This window comes from Angustibacter aerolatus, from assembly GCF_054776675.1.
In genome coordinates this window covers 97,722-112,248 of record NZ_BAAHBM010000001.1, presented here as the reverse complement: position 1 = coordinate 112,248, position 14,527 = coordinate 97,722, and the positions used below count along the sequence as shown (strand labels likewise).

12 protein-coding genes are annotated in these 14,527 nt (G+C 74.4%); 9 read left to right on the top strand and 3 right to left on the bottom strand.

What is annotated here, in order from left to right; all coding sequences use genetic code 11:
- Positions 1-122 precede the first annotated feature (122 nt).
- Both ACYVI6_RS00515 and ACYVI6_RS00510 read left to right on the top strand, forming a co-directional pair.
- Complete coding sequence (locus tag ACYVI6_RS00515) at positions 123-725, top strand: SigE family RNA polymerase sigma factor (RefSeq protein WP_460444488.1); 603 nt, start codon at positions 123-125, stop codon at positions 723-725.
- On the top strand, positions 722-1,438 hold the full coding sequence (locus ACYVI6_RS00510) for a hypothetical protein (protein ID WP_460444487.1): 717 nt from the start codon (positions 722-724) through the stop codon (positions 1,436-1,438). The genes ACYVI6_RS00515 and ACYVI6_RS00510 overlap by 4 nt, the downstream gene beginning before the upstream one ends.
- Positions 1,439-1,457: 19 nt before the next feature.
- Here ACYVI6_RS00510 and ACYVI6_RS00505 read toward each other — a convergent pair whose 3' ends face one another.
- Positions 1,458-2,810: an FAD-dependent oxidoreductase gene (locus ACYVI6_RS00505; RefSeq protein WP_460444486.1), complete on the bottom strand. Its 1,353-nt coding sequence runs from the start codon at positions 2,808-2,810 to the stop codon at positions 1,458-1,460.
- Between the two features lie 50 nt (positions 2,811-2,860).
- Between ACYVI6_RS00505 and ACYVI6_RS00500 the strand changes: the two genes are divergently transcribed.
- Both ACYVI6_RS00500 and ACYVI6_RS00495 read left to right on the top strand, forming a co-directional pair.
- Positions 2,861-3,658, top strand: coding sequence for an HAD-IIA family hydrolase (locus ACYVI6_RS00500; RefSeq protein ID WP_460444485.1), 798 nt, complete (start codon positions 2,861-2,863; stop codon positions 3,656-3,658).
- Positions 3,659-3,756: 98 nt separating this feature from the next.
- Positions 3,757-4,878 (top strand): hypothetical protein, encoded by a 1,122-nt coding sequence (locus tag ACYVI6_RS00495; protein WP_460444484.1) that lies wholly within the window; start codon positions 3,757-3,759, stop codon positions 4,876-4,878.
- 141 nt (positions 4,879-5,019) lie between these two features.
- Here the strand turns inward: ACYVI6_RS00495 and ACYVI6_RS00490 are convergent, their stop codons facing one another.
- Positions 5,020-6,639 carry a DHA2 family efflux MFS transporter permease subunit gene (locus tag ACYVI6_RS00490; RefSeq protein ID WP_460444483.1) on the bottom strand — a complete coding sequence of 540 codons (1,620 nt, stop codon included), beginning with the start codon at positions 6,637-6,639 and terminating at the stop codon, positions 5,020-5,022.
- Between the two features lie 61 nt (positions 6,640-6,700).
- On the opposite strand from ACYVI6_RS00490, the gene ACYVI6_RS00485 reads away from it, so the two are divergent.
- The 5 genes from ACYVI6_RS00485 (at position 6,701) to ACYVI6_RS00465 (ending at position 13,405) form a co-directional block, all read left to right on the top strand.
- Positions 6,701-7,300, top strand: a complete 600-nt coding sequence (locus tag ACYVI6_RS00485; RefSeq protein WP_460444482.1) for a TetR/AcrR family transcriptional regulator — start codon at positions 6,701-6,703, stop codon at positions 7,298-7,300.
- Between the two features lie 76 nt (positions 7,301-7,376).
- Positions 7,377-9,707 (top strand): HAD-IB family hydrolase, encoded by a 2,331-nt coding sequence (locus tag ACYVI6_RS00480; RefSeq protein WP_460444481.1) that lies wholly within the window; start codon positions 7,377-7,379, stop codon positions 9,705-9,707.
- Complete coding sequence (locus ACYVI6_RS00475; protein ID WP_460444480.1) at positions 9,704-10,912, top strand: zinc-dependent alcohol dehydrogenase; 1,209 nt, start codon at positions 9,704-9,706, stop codon at positions 10,910-10,912. The genes ACYVI6_RS00480 and ACYVI6_RS00475 overlap by 4 nt, the downstream gene beginning before the upstream one ends.
- A 19-nt stretch (positions 10,913-10,931) precedes the next feature.
- Positions 10,932-12,452: a lactate racemase domain-containing protein gene (locus ACYVI6_RS00470; RefSeq protein WP_460444479.1), complete on the top strand. Its 1,521-nt coding sequence runs from the start codon at positions 10,932-10,934 to the stop codon at positions 12,450-12,452.
- 20 nt (positions 12,453-12,472) lie between these two features.
- The gene (locus tag ACYVI6_RS00465) at positions 12,473-13,405 is read left to right on the top strand and encodes a lysophospholipid acyltransferase family protein (RefSeq protein WP_460444478.1); all 933 of its coding nucleotides are present in this window, start codon (positions 12,473-12,475) and stop codon (positions 13,403-13,405) included.
- Here the strand turns inward: ACYVI6_RS00465 and ACYVI6_RS00460 are convergent.
- Positions 13,402-14,418: a class I SAM-dependent methyltransferase gene (locus ACYVI6_RS00460; protein WP_460444477.1), complete on the bottom strand. Its 1,017-nt coding sequence runs from the start codon at positions 14,416-14,418 to the stop codon at positions 13,402-13,404. The two genes, ACYVI6_RS00465 and ACYVI6_RS00460, sit on opposite strands and share 4 nt — an antisense overlap.
- Positions 14,419-14,527: the final 109 nt, after the last annotated feature.

Sequence of the window (14,527 nt, the reverse complement as noted above, 5' to 3'; positions counted from 1 at the left end):
GCGCGGACGGGCTGCTGCGCCCAACCTACCGACGCCCGCTGCGGACCGCGTGCCGCAGGACGCCCGGGCAACCCTCCGCGCGGCCCAGGCCGTCTACTGGTCGAGCCGCACGGGGCGGCAGGGTGGACGGGGTGGTGGCGGTGGCGCAGGACGTCGCGGCGTTCGAGGAGTTCGTGCGGGCGCGGGGTGACGCGCTGCACCGGACGGCGTACCTCCTGGTCGGCGAGCACGCGCTGGCCGAGGACCTCGTGCAGACCGCGCTGGCCCGCTCGTGGCCGGCGTGGGGTCGCATCCACAGCTCGCCCGAGGCGTACGTCCGCCGCGCCATGGTCACCACCTACTGCTCCTGGTGGCGGCGGCGCTGGAACGGCGAGCAGCCGACCGAGCAGCTGCCCGACACCGGGCGCACCACCCAGCACGACCTCGGCCACGAGGTCGCCGACCGGCTCTGGGTGCAGGCGGCGCTCGCGCAGCTGCCGCGCCGGCAGCGCGCCGTCCTCGTGCTGCGCTACCTCGACGACCTCACCGAGCAGCAGACGGCCGCGGCCCTCGGGGTCACCGTCGGCACCGTCAAGAGCCAGGCGTCCAAGGCGCTGCGCCGGCTGCGCGTCGAACCCGGCCCGCCGCCGACCGGTGACCGCGGAGCTCTGGAGCAGGGCACCACCGCCTGGCGCGCCGAGGCGCCGACCCGACGACAGGCCGACCGGCTGGAGGAGCTGCGATGACCCGCACGACCACGGACCTGCACCGGGCGCTCGACGCCGCCGCGCAGACCCCGCACCCGTCCGTCACGACCGAGCAGCGGCTCGCCGGCGTCCACCAGCGGGTGCGGCGCGACACCCGGCGCCGTCGGGCAGGTGGCGCCCTCGGCCTGGCGACCGGCGCCGGTGCCCTGGTGCTCGCGGTGACCACGCTCGGCGGCATCGACGATCGGCCGCAGCCCGGGCCGCGCCCGGACGGCGTGGCCAGCGCCCCCGACCGCGTCGTGCCGCCGAGGGCCGCGACGCCCGCGCCGGACGACCCCGAGCTGTCGACGCTGCACCTGCCCGAGACCGTGCACGGCCGGTCCGCGCTGGACGGCCCGCTCGGGAGCGCTCCGTCGCCCTCGTCGACCGAACCGCCGCAGGCCGCCACGAACGGCGCGGTCGCGGAGCTGACCCGGCTGCCCCGGTACGCGGCGGTGCGCTGCGACGACACGACGCCCGGGGCCGCCCTGCGGCTGCGGGTCGTGCCCGCCTCGCCGACGAGCAAGGAGGACCTGGTCGACGACACGACCCGGTCGGCGACGACGGTGGCGTGCGGGGGGCTCGACACCGTCGTCGTCGTGCGGATCACGGCGGCCACCCTGAGCGGGCTCGAGACCGGCGACACGGCGACCCTGTACTGGGACGTGCCCGCCGCCGTCGGCGCCCACCCGTGGCTGGTCGCCGCCTACTGACCGGGTGCCCGAGGCGGCCCTACAGGCGCTCGGCGAGCTTGCGGCAGGCGACGGCCACCGGGTCGAGCGTCGGGGAGAACGGCGGGGCGTAGGCGAGGTCGGCCGCCGCGACGTCGGCCGCGGTCATGCCGCCCCAGAGCGCCATGGCGACGACGTCGATGCGCTTGCCGGCGCCGCGACCGCCGACGACCTGCGCCCCGAGCAGCCGGCCGGTACCGCGCTCGCCGAGCACCTGCACGGTCATCGGGTCGGCCTCGGGCATGTACCCGCTCGCCGTGGTCGACTGCAGGGTCACCGACTCGACGTCGAGGCCGCGCTCGCGGGCCCACGACGGGAGCATGCCGGTGCGGGCCACCTCGGCGTCGTGGGCGCGGGTGATCGCGGTCCCGACCGAGCCGGCGAACGCCGCGTCGCCGCCGCCGACGTTGGTGCCGGCGACGCGGCCGGCCTTGTTCGCGTGGGTGCCGAGCGGCGTGTACCAGTGCTCCTGCAGCACCCGGTCGTAGACCTCGCAGCAGTCGCCGGCCGCCCAGACGCCGTCGGCGAGCCGCTGGTGGTCGTCGGTCACCAGGCCGCCGTGGTCGCCGAGCGGGATGCCGGCGTCGACGGCCAGCTGCACCCTGGGCCGCACGCCGATCGCGACCACCACCACGTCGACCGGCTCCTCGTGGTCACCGAGGCAGGCGGCGCCGACCCGGCCGTCGGCGGCGGTCTCCAGCGACTCGACCGTGGTGCCGGTGACCACGCGGACGCCCATGCGCTGCAGCGCCTCGCGCACCATCGCGGCCATGTCGGCCGACATCGTGGTCGACATCGGCTCGTGGCCGCGGGTGACGAGCGTGACGTCGAGGCCGCGCCGGCGCAGGCTCTCGGCCCCCTCGACCCCCACGTAGCCGGCGCCCACCACGAGCGCCCGCCGGGGCGACCGCTCGTCGAGCACCCGCCGCCAGGCCGCGCCGTCGTCCAGCGTGTGCACCGGCAGCACCCCCGGCGTCCGCGCCCAGTCGGGCAGCACCGGCTCGGCCCCGGTCGCCAGCACCAGCTCGTCGTACCCCAGCCACGACTCGCCGGACGCCGACCGCACGCGCACCCGCTGGCCGTCGCGGTCGATCTCGACGGCCTCGGTCTCGAGCCGCAGGTCGACGCCCGCGGCCCGGTGCTCGTCGGCCGTGCGCGCGACCAGGTCGTCGCCGGACGCGACGTCGCCCGCCATCCAGTAGGGGATGCCGCAGGCGCTGTACGACGTGTGCCGGCCGGCGTCGACCGCCACGACCTCGAGCTCGCGGCCCAGCCGGCGGGCGGTGCGCAGCGCCTGGTGGGCGGCGCTCATGCCGGCGCCGTCCGCGCCCACGACCAGCAGCCGAGTCGGCACGCCCACCTCCGGACTGGCCGCGGCAGGTCGCGGGCCGACATCATCAGATCATGACGACGACCAAGCCGGTCGAGTGCTGGCTGACCGACATGGACGGCGTGCTGGTGCACGAGGAGCACGCGATCCCGGGGGCCAGCGAGTTCCTCGCGGCGCTGCAGTCGAGCGGTCGTCGCTTCCAGGTGCTCACGAACAACTCGATCTACACCCCGCGCGACCTGCAGGCCCGGCTGCGCACCAGCGGCATCGAGGTGCCCGAGGACGCGATCTGGACGTCGGCCATGGCCACCGCGCAGTTCCTCGACGACCAGCGGCCGGGCGGCACGGCCTTCGTCGTCGGCGAGAGCGGGCTGACGACCGCGCTGCACGAGATCGGGTACGTGCTCACCCAGCGGGACCCCGACTACGTGGTGCTCGGCGAGACCCGCACCTACTCGTTCAGCGCGATCACCCAGGCGATCCGGCACATCGACGCCGGCGCGCGCTTCGTCGCCACGAACCCCGACGCGACCGGCCCGTCGAACGAGGGCTCGCTGCCCGCCACCGGCTCGGTCGCCGCGCTCATCACCCGGGCGACCGGCGTGACGCCGTACTACATCGGCAAGCCGAACCCGCTGATGATGCGCACCGCCCTGAACCGCATCGACGCCCACTCCGAGACCACCGTGATGATCGGCGACCGGATGGACACCGACGTCATCAGCGGGCTCGAGGCCGGCCTGCGCACGCTGCTCGTGCTGACCGGGTCGACGAAGCGCGAGCAGGTCGAGCGGTTCCCGTACCGCCCGACCCGCGTGCTCGACTCCATCGCCGACGTCGTCCCGCTGGTCACCGAGCTGGCACCGCACTGACCCCGGCCGGGAGCTACCTAGCAATTCACGACGGCGTCGCAGCGCCGCCGTCACCTGGATCATTGATCGAGACGGGGCAGCGCTGCGATGCTGTCGCCGTGGGCACTGACGCTTGGCGAAATTGGAATGCCTATAATCGCCAGTACGCAGAGATTGAAAACGCTGACGATGAGCTCTACTCCGACCGGCACTTCGTCGGGGGCCCGTCGATTCATGGTCCTTACTCACTGTCCGCCATCATGGGCCGGGAGGCTCGTGATGGTGCGCCTGCAATTCGGCCGGCGATCAGGCTGCACGTGGGCGTACACGCCAATCTCGCCCCAGATGTGGTCATAGACGGCGAACTGGTTCCTGCCAACTCGGACGCCTATCACGGAGGCAATGCCAGCGACGAGATCGCCGCGCTGGCCTCGTTGTGCCTTGGGGTGCGCCTTCGAGTAGCCGGGACCTCGCGGCTCTCGGGAATCCACGACCACGGCGAACGGCATCCGCCGATTCTTCTCGAGGTGCCGCCTCTCACTCATCCGGGGCGCCTCGGATACGAGTACATTCCCGCGGCGCTGATTAGACCAGCTGATCTCGGTCAACTCGGCCGCCTAGCATCTTTTCCCGGTCTCGCTGAGGAGGATCAGGTCGCACTCATCCGCGCCGCCCGCGCATATGCCGCTGGTCTGTGGTGGTCTAACGAAGACCAGAATCAAGCATGGCTGCAGATGGTGACTGCTGTCGAGATCGCGGCAAGTCACCGCCAAAAAGGGCACTCCCCGCCCGAGGAGCTCGTCGCAGACCTTTGGCCGGACCTGTGGGCGGTACTGGAAACTGCGGACGACGTGACGCGCGCCAAGGTCTCTAAGCGAATAGCGCCTCAAATCCGCGCGAAGAAGAAGTTCGTCGACTTCCTGACAGAGTGCGCCCCAGAGCCACCCGACGTCCGCCCGACCTTCGGCGCTCTGGACTGGACCAAGATGGATCAGCACGCCAAGCTCATCTACGACCATCGTTCAACTGCTCTCCACAGCGGAAAGCCATTTCCGCTGCCGATGCTCGAACGACCCCGAGCAGAAGAGGATGGCGCCATACAAGAGGTGCCCTGGGGGCTTAACTCAGGCGGACTCGGTGGCGTTTGGGATGCGAAGGAAGCCCCGATGCTCCTCTCGACATTCGAATACCTGTCACGTGGCTCGCTACTCAACTGGTGGGACACCCTTGAAACCAGTTAAGTGTTTGCTCGTGTGGCACCGACCGGCCGGTCGTCGGCCGCACGTGTGGCCCAGACCGCCTCTGCGGCCGCCGGAGCGGTCTGGACGGCCGGAAACGGGCCTCGGCACCCGCCCGGCGCCACCCCCCATTCCCTTCGCCGCTCAGACCGCTTCTGCCGCCTGCGGAGCGGTCTGGACGGCGGAAACCGGCCTGGGAGGCGGAACCAAGGAGTCCACCACCGGTGCGCGGTGCCGGGCGGGGAGCAGCAGCAGGGTCGCGATCGCGGCGACGGCAGTGGCCCCCGCGGCGACGAACGAGCCGGCGTGCAGGCCGCTCATGAACGCCTCCTGCACGGCCCGGACCCCCTGTGCCGCAACGGGTCCGGGCAGCTGCTGCACCGCCGTCAGGCCGGCCACCAGCGACTCGCGGGCGGCGTCGACGGCGGGTGCGGGCAGGCGCAGGGCGCGCAGCGCGTCGGCGACCTGCGGGCCGTAGACCGAGCTCATGACCGAGCCGACGACGGCGACGCCGAGCGTGCCGCCGATCTCGCGGGTGGTGTCGTTCACGGCCGACCCGGCCCCGGCGCGGTCGGGCGGCAGGGCGCCCATGACGGCGTCCGTCGCGGGGCCGGTCGTGAGCGCGAGCCCGGCGGCTATCAGCACCATCGCGGCGACGACGCGGCCCCAGTAGGCCGAGTCGAGCTGCGTGGTCGCGGCCAGCACGAAGCCGGCGCTCATCAGCGCCAGGCCCGCTGCGACCACGCGGGTCGTGCCGAGCCGCTTCATCAGCACGATCGCCACGGGTGACAGCGCGCCCGTGACGATCGCGAACGGCAGCGTCGCGACACCGGCCCGCAGGGTGCCGTAGCCGCGCACCACCTGGAGGTACTGGGTGATCAGGAAGATGAAGCCGAACAGCGCGAAGAAGGCCAGCGCGATGGCGCCCGAGGCGGCGGAGAACCGCCGGTCGGTGAACAGCCGGACGTCGAGCAGCGGGTGCGCGAGACGCGCCTCGAGCCGCGCGAACGCCACGAGCAGGGCGACCGCGAGCGTCAGGCCGCCGACCGTCGTCCGCGACGCCCAGCCGTTGCCCGGCGCCTCGATGAGGGTCCGGACCAGCAGGCCGACCCCCGCGACCGAGAGCACCGCGCCGGCGAGGTCGAAGCGGCCGGGCTCGGCCGAGCGCGACTCGACCAGCAGGCGACGTCCGGCGACGAGGGCCAGCAGCGCGAGCGGCACGTTCACGACGAACACCGACGACCAGGAGAAGTGCTCGAGCAGCAGCCCGCCGCTGACCGGTCCCAGCGCGACGGCCAGCCCGCTGACGCCCGACCAGACGCCGATGGCGGTCGCCCGCTCGCGCGGGTCGCGGAAGGCGCCCGAGAGCAGGGCGAGGGTGGCGGGGTAGACGAGCGCGGCGGCCGCGCCCATCGCCGCTCGCCCGGCCACGAGCTGGCCGGTGGTGTCGGCGAGCGACGTCAGGCCGGACGTGACGGCGAACGCGACGAGGCCGACCTGCAGGGTGCGGCGCCGGCCGAACCGGTCGCCGAGGTGCCCGGCCACCAGGAGCAGCCCGGCGAACACCAGCGTGTAGCCGTCGACCACCCACTGCAGGGCGCTGGTGCCGGCGCGCAGCTCGCGGCTCATGGTCGGCAGCGCGACGTTCACGATCGTGTTGTCGATCGAGACCAGCAGCACGCTCAGGCACAGCACGGCGAGCACCCACCAGCGCCGGTCGTCGCGGGCCGGAAGGGCGCTTGTAGAACGTTGTTCCATCGTCATGGCACGATGTTCTATGGAACGGCGTTCCACTGTCAAGGACCCTGGGTGACAGGATGTGCCGGTGACCACCAGCGCGACCCGCCGCACGCCGACCGCCGACGTCGAGCCCGCGCTGGTCGACGCGGCCGCGACCGTGCTGGTGCGGCAGGGGCCGGCCGCGCTCACGGTGCGCGCCGTCGCGGCCGAGGCCGGGGTCGCGCCCATGGGCGTCTACTCGCGCTTCGGGGGCAAGGACGGCCTGGTCGAGGCGCTGCTGCGACGCGGCTTCGAGCTGCTGCGCGCGGCGGTGGCCGGCCGCGACGAAGTCGACCCGACCCGCCGGCTGGTGGCGTCCGGCGAGCGCTACCGCGAGTTCGCGCTCCGGTACCCGCAGTACTACGCGGTGATGTTCGAGGGCGCGGCCGGTGCGGTGAACCCGTGCCAGGCCACCGTCGACACGATGTCGGACGCGTTCGGCGCGCTCGTCGCCCTGGTGCGCGAGTCGATGGACGCCGGGGTGCTGGCGGACGGCGACGAGACCGACGTGGCGCAGCAGATCTGGGCGGCCGTGCACGGTGCGGTGTCGCTCGAGCTGCGCGGCATCGGCGGCTCGCCCGACCCGGGCGCGACCTACGACCGGCTGCTGGCGATGCTCGTGCGGGGGCTCGCACCCGAGCACTAGCCGTGCTCGTGGTTGGATGAACGGCGGTGTCGACAGGCGGTCGGCAGGTGCGTCGACCGGCTCAGGAGGGCATCGCGTGCGGCTGCGGGACAAGCTCGACGGACGGCGCGTCCTGCTGACCGGCGTCACCGGCTTCGTCGGCGAGGCCATGCTGCAGCGGCTGCTCACCGACCTGCCGGGCGTGCGGCCGGTCTGCCTGGTGCGGCCGAAGCAGGGCCAGCCGGGCCGCGACCGCATCGCCAAGCTGCTGCGCCGTCCGACGTTCGCGGCCGCCGCCGAGCGGGTCGGCGGGCTCGACGCGCTGGTCGCGCTGGTCGAGGTCGTCGAGGGCGACCTGGCCGACGTGCCCGAGCTGCCCACCGACCTCGACGTCGTCGTGCACTGCGCGGGCGACGTGTCGTTCGACCCGCGCATCCAGGACGCCTTCACCTCCAACGTCGTCGGCACGCACAACCTGGTCACGCGGGTGGTCGAGGCCTCGGTCGCCGGCGGCCGGCAGATCCACTACGTGCACGTCTCGACGGCGTACGTCGGGGGCCGGCGGCGCAACGCGGTGCCCGAGGCGTCGGTCGCCCACGACGTCGACTGGCGCGCCGAGCGCGACGCCGGGCTGCGGCTCGCCCAGCGCATCGAGGACGACTCCCGCCAGCCCGAGGTGCTGACCAGGCTGACCGCCGCGGCGCAGCGCGAGCACGGCCGGTCGGGCCCGATCACCGTCGCGCAGGACGCCGAGCGCCGCCGTCGCGACTGGGTGCGCGAGCAGCAGCAGGCCGCCGGCGGCGAGCGCGGCCGCAGCCTCGGCTGGACCGACGCCTACACGTTCACGAAGGCGATGGGCGAGCGGGTCGTCGAGGAGCTCACCAGCGGCACCTCCCGCGACCTGCCCGGCGCCCCGGCGCTGCCGGTCAGCATCGTGCGGCCCAGCATCATCGAGAGCGCGCTCGTGCACCCGTTCCCGGGGTGGATCGAGGGCTACAAGATGGCCGAGCCGATCATCATGGCCTACGGCCGCGGCGAGCTGCCCGAGTTCCCGGCGTCCCCCGACGGCGTCATCGACATCGTGCCGATCGACCACGTCGTCAACGCGCTCATCGCCGTCTGCGCCACCGACCCCGAACCCGGTGTGCCGCAGTACTTCCACGTCTCGACCGGCGCCCGCAACCCGTGCACGTTCGCCCAGGTGCACGAGCTGGTGCGCGAGCACTTCGAGAAGCACCCCTTCGACGCCAGCGTCACCGGCGCGGTGCCGCTGGCCACCTGGCGCTTCCCGGGGTCGACCGCCGTCGAGCGGGTGCTCGTGCAGGGCGAGACGGCGCACCGACTGGCCGACCGTGCCCTGGGGATGCTGCCGCGCAGCGACCGCGTGCGCGACTTCGCCCGCCAGCTCGACCGCACGCGGTCGCGGCTCGAGATGCTGCGCCGGCTCCTCGACCTCTACCGCTCGTACACGCAGGTCGAGCTGCAGTTCATCGACGACAACACGCTGGCGCTGCACCGCGCCCTCGACCCCGACGACGTCGAGCTGTTCGCGTTCGACACCGCGGTGGTCGACTGGACGCACTACTTCCGCGACATCCACTGCCCGGCCGTGACCGCACCGGTGCGCAAGGCCGACGCGCTGCGCAAGCGCCGCGGCGTGGCCCCCGAGCCGGGTCCGCGCCGCCTCGACGGCGACCCCGCGGGCGTGCTGGCGATCTTCGACATGGACGGCACGCTGCTGTCGTCGAACGTCGTCGAGAACTACCTGTGGCTGCGGATGCCCGAGCTCGACGGGCCCGACCGCGTGCGCGAGATCGCCAAGCTGGTCGGCCGCGTGCCGTCGTACGTGCGGGCCGAGCGGCGCGACCGCGGCGCGTTCCTGCGCCAGGTGCACCGCCGCTACGAGGGCGCCGACCTGCACCAGCTCGACGCGCTCGTCGACGAGGTCATCACCCCGCACGTCCTCGAGCGGGTGAGCGGCTCGGCCCTGCGCCGGGTGCGCGAGCACCGCGCGGCCGGGCACCACACGGTGCTCGTCACCGGTGCCGTCCGCCCGCTGACCCGCCCGCTGGCGGCGCTGTTCGACACCGTCGTCGCCGCCGAGCTCGCCGCCGACGACGACGGCCGGGCGACCGGGTTCCTCACCTCGCCGCCGATGGTCGGCGAGTCGCGCGCTGCCTGGCTGACCCGCTTCGCGCAGGTGCACGGCTTCGACCTGTCGCGCTCGTACGCCTACGCCGACAGCCAGTCCGACCTGCCGCTGCTGCGCGCGGTCGGCCGGCCCACCGCCGTCTCCCCCGACGTGGCGCTCTACCGCGCCGCGCGCGCCGCCCGCTGGCCGGTCGAGAACTGGCGGACGCCGCCGGCGGCCTCGCGCAGCCGGTTCCCCGACGTCCGGCACGACACGACCGGGGTGGCGCTGCCGTGATCCTCGCCCTGGAGATGTTCCGCTCGATCCCGCGGTACGCCGTGGCCCGCGCCGCGCTCGGCCGGATGCCGGGCCTGCTGGTGGGGCCGATGGCGCCGCTGCGGCTGGTGACGCGCGACGAGCCCGAGATCCGGCGTCCGGGCTGGGTCAAGGTGCGGCCGCTGCTGTCGGGCATCAGCGGCGCCGAGGTGCGCGCGGTCACCGGCTCGACGTCGCTCTACTTCTCGGCCCTGGTGTCGATGCCGTTCGTGCCGGGCCGCGAGGTCGTCGGCGAGCTGGTCGACGACTGCGAGGACCTGCCGCGCGGCACCCGCGTGGTCATCGACCCGGTGCTGCGCTGCGCCGCCCGCGGCATCGAGCCGTGCGGGTCGTGCGCCTCGGGGCTGACCAACCGCTGCGACCACGTGACCGTCGGCAAGCTGTCGCCGGGCCTGCAGACCGGCTTCTGCCGCGACACCGGCGGCGGCTGGGGCGAGCGGTTCACCGCCCACCGCTCGCAGCTGCACGTCGTGCCCGACGACCTCCCCGACGAGCGCGCCGTGCTCGTCGAGCCCGCGGCCGTCGCCGTCAACGTCGCCCGCCGCGCCGAGGTGCCGGACGGCGGCTCGGTGCTGGTCTCGGGCGCCGGCACCACGGGCCTGCTCACCGTGCTGGCGCTGCGCGAGCTGACGAACGCCGGCCGCATCACGGTGATCGCCAAGCACCCGCGGCAGGCCGAGCTGGCCCTGCGGTTCGGGGCGTCGGACGTGGCACGGCCCGGCGAGGCGCTGCGCGCGGTGCGCCGCACGTCGCGCGCGCTGCAGGTGGGCCCGCGCGACCTGCCCGCGCCCGCCCAGCGCGAGGCCGGCGCCGGCGAGATGCTCTTCGGCGGCGTCGACGTCGCGGTCGACACCGCGGGCACCACCGAGTCGACCGACACCGTGCTGCGCTCGACCCGCGCCGGTGGCCGCGTGGTGCTGAGCGGCATGCCCAGCGGCGCCGACCTGTCGCCGGCGTGGGTGCGCGAGCTCGAGGTCGTCGGGGCGTACGCCTCGCACGGCGACGCGTTCGACGTCGCGACGCAGCTGGTGGGCGCCTCGCCGCTCGAGGGCGTGGTCGGCGGACGCTACCCGCTGCACCGCTGGCGCGAGGCCATCGACCACGCGCACCAGGCGGGCCGGCTCGGCACCGTCAAGGTCTGCTTCGACGTCCGGAGCAGAGGATGAGCAGCAGAAGGAGAACGTCGTGAGCCGCCCTGGCTTCGTGCTCGAGGTCGACGACCGCACTCCCCCGCTGGTCGTGCACGAGGGCGAGGGCCTGCGGCTCGAGACCTTCCCGCGCGGCACCCGCGTGGTCTACCCGCCGGAGCAGCTGGCCGCGGTGCGCGACGCCGACGCCACGATCGCGCGGGCGCTGCGCGAGCCGGTGCAGAGCGAGCCGCTCGCCGAGCTGCTGCGCCCCGGCATGCGGCTGACCATCACGTTCGACGACGTGACGACCCCGGTGCCGTCGATGGCGGCGCCCGACGTGCGGCAGCGCGTCGTCGAGCAGGTGCTGACCCTCGCTGCCGCGGCCGGCGTCGACGACGTCGAGCTGGTGGTGGCCAACGGCCTGCACCGCAAGCTCACCTCCGTCGAGCTCGGCCAGCTGCTCGGCGAGCGGGTGCTGCGGTCGTTCGCCTCCCAGGGCGCGCTGAGCAACCACGACGCCGAGGACGCCAGCGGGCTGCTCGCCGTCGGCCACGACGAGGACGGCCGCGACGTCGAGGTGAACCGCCGCGTCGCCGAGAGCGACCTCGTGGTGCACGTGTCGCTGAACCCGTTCGCCAGCACCGTGGGCACGCTGCCCGCGGGCCTGGCCTCGGCCACGACGCTGCGCCGGCGCGGCGGCCTGACCGGCGGCGGTGACGGCGGCGACGCGACCCTGCAGCTGCCGCGGGTCTTCACGATCGCCGTCACGCTCACCTCGGGCACGCCGTCCGGCTCGTCGGCCTTCCTGAGCAAGCGCGAGTGGGAGTGGGGGGTGCGCGACCAGATCGCGGTCATCGGCGCCCGCCGCGCGCTCGACCTCGCCCCCAAGAGCCTGCGGCACAAGGTGTTCGCCGGCCTGCACGCGCCGTACCAGGTGGCGGCGGTCGTCGCCGGCGACCCCGGCGCCGCCCGCGGCACCGCCCTCGGCTCTGCGCTGCAGCAGCAGCTCGTCGAGGTGCAGGGCCAGAGCGACGTGCTCGTGCTGGGCGTGCCGTACGCCGGGCCGTACAGCGTCGGGTCGACCACCAACCCGGTGCTCGCCGCGAGCCTCGCGCTCGGCACGTTCTTCCGCGCGCACACCGGCCGCCCGCTGGTGCGCGAGGGCGGCGCGGTGATCGTCTACCACCCGGCGACGCCCGACTTCCACCAGCTGCACCACCCGAGCTACCTCGACTTCTACGAGGAGGTGCTCAGCAGCTCGACCGACCCGGCGGTGATCTCCGAGCGCTTCGAGGAGCAGTACGCGAGCGACCCCTGGTACTCGCACCTGTACCGCACCTCGCACGCCTACCACGGCCTGCACCCGTTCCAGCAGTGGTACCAGGTGTCCAAGGCCGTCGCCCACGTCGGCGACGTCGTGTGGGTCGGCGCCGAGCAGGCACCGGTGCAGCGCATGGGGTTCCGCACCGCCTCCACGCTGCGCGACGCCCTGGAGATCGTGTCGGGCACGGTCGGGCGCTCGCCGTCCGTCACGTACCTGCACAACCCGCCGGTCGCCATCGCGGACGTGCAGTGACCGGGCCGGTGGGGCAGGTCGTGAAGAGCCTGGCCGGCGGTCGCGCCGCCAGGGGGCTTCGCGACGACGTCCTGCTGGTCGCGCGCGGCTGGCGGTGGGGACGACGGGGTGCGGTGCCGCGCTCGGCCGAGCAGTTCGTGCAGCCGCGGCACACCGAGCCGTTCCCGACGGCGTGGGCCCGCTCGCGCGCGGCCAGCGCGGTGCGCTCCGGCATCCAGGTGGCCGGCCTGCGCCCGGTGATCCGCAGCTCGGTGAAGCCCACCGTGCACGGGCTCGACGTGCTCGACGACCTGCAGGGCCCGGTGGTGTTCGTCGCGAACCACACCTCGCACCTCGACACCCCGCTCATCCTCACCTCCCTGCCCGCGGCGTGGCGGCGTCGGACGTCGGTCGCCGCGGCCGCCGACTACTTCTTCGACACCTGGTGGCGGGCCACGGCGTCCGCCATGGTGTTCAACACCTTCCCGATCGAGCGCCGCTCCGGGTCGCTGTCGTCGACGCCGGGGTCGCTGCTCGAGAACGGCTGGAGCCTCGTGGTGTTCCCCGAGGGCACCCGCTCGCCGGACGGCTGGACCCGCCCCTTCAAGCACGGCGCCGCGTTCCTGTCGCTGCGGCACAAGGTGCCGGTCGTGCCGATCGCGCTGCGCGGCTCGTACGCCGCCATGCCGCGCGGACGCAACTGGCCGGTGCCGGGGCGGCAGGCCGTCACCGTGCGCTTCGGACGCCCGCTCTTCCCCGCCGAGGGCGAGGGGCCGCGCGACCTCGGCGAGCGCGTCGAGCGCGCCGTCGCGCAGCTGCTCGACGAGGACGCCACCACCTGGTGGGCCGCCGCCCGCCGCGCCGCCGACGGCACCACGCCGTCCGGTGCCGCCCCCGACACCGCCGCCTGGCGCCGGGTGTGGGAGCAGACGAAGCCGCCCGAGGTGCGCACGCACCGGCGCGTCTGGCGCTAGTCGACCCGGCGCAGGAACGCCGACGTCGAGACCCGCCCGAGCATCCGCAGGCCGGTGTGCTCGCGGAGGTGCTCGTCGGTGGCCTGCTGCACGCCCGGCCACCGCGGGTCGCCGTAGTCGTCGAGCACCACGACGCCGCCGGGCTCGAGCAGGTCCTGCACCCACAGCAGGTCGGCCCGCACGCCCTCGAACGAGTGGTCGCCGTCGACCACGACCACCCCGTAGCGGCGGTCGGCGACCTGCGCCCGGACCGCCGCGTCGCCGGAGTACCCCGTCACCAGCCGGAAGCCGTCGGCCGGCACACCGCCCAGGGCGAGGTTGCGCCGGGCGACCGTCTCGCTGACCGGTGACCCGGTCGGGTCCGTCGCGCTCTCGGTGCCCGGCTGCAGCTGCACGCCCGCGAACGGGTCGACGAGCGTCAGCGACGGGACGGCGCCGGTGCGCGCGAGCTGCCGGTGCAGCCCCGCGGCGAACAGCCCGTAGAGCACGCCGATCTCGAGCACCTCGCCGGACGGCGGCCGCAGCAGCGGCACCGTGGCGAGCTTGCCGACGACGTTCGTGAGGCCGCCGGCGATCCGCGCGATGCCGTGCAGCTCCAGGTCGACGGCAGTCCGGTAGGCCGCCGCCACCGCGCCCCACGGCTTCTCGGCCCCGGTCACGGCCGTCACCTCCCGGGCCAGCGCGAGCGCCTGGTGGTGGCGCAGCAGGCGGGTGCTCCGGTTGCTGTCGGCGCCCAGCAGCAGGTCGAGCGCCTCGAGGCGCCGCTCGACGTCGGCGGCGGTCGCCTGCAGCTGCTCGGGCGACGGCAGTGCGTCGAGGCTCGCGCCGAGCTCGGCCAGCCGGCGGTGGGCGGCCTGCACCTCGCGCCGCAGCCCGTCCACCTCCTGCTGCTGCCGTCGCAGGTCGCGCGGCGCCGGCAGCGCGGCCGGGGCCAGCGCCCGCCGCAGCGCCCCACGGTAGAGACGGCCGAGGTGGCGGCGGGCGACGCGCTGCGCGGACGGGACGCTGGTCATGAGCAGACCCCACCACCGCCAGGCGTCGCACCGGTGAACTGCGGGCGACGGTCGCGGGTGCGACGTCGGTCGTCGGCCACGCTGAGCGGGCGCCCGCCGCGCCGCCCGG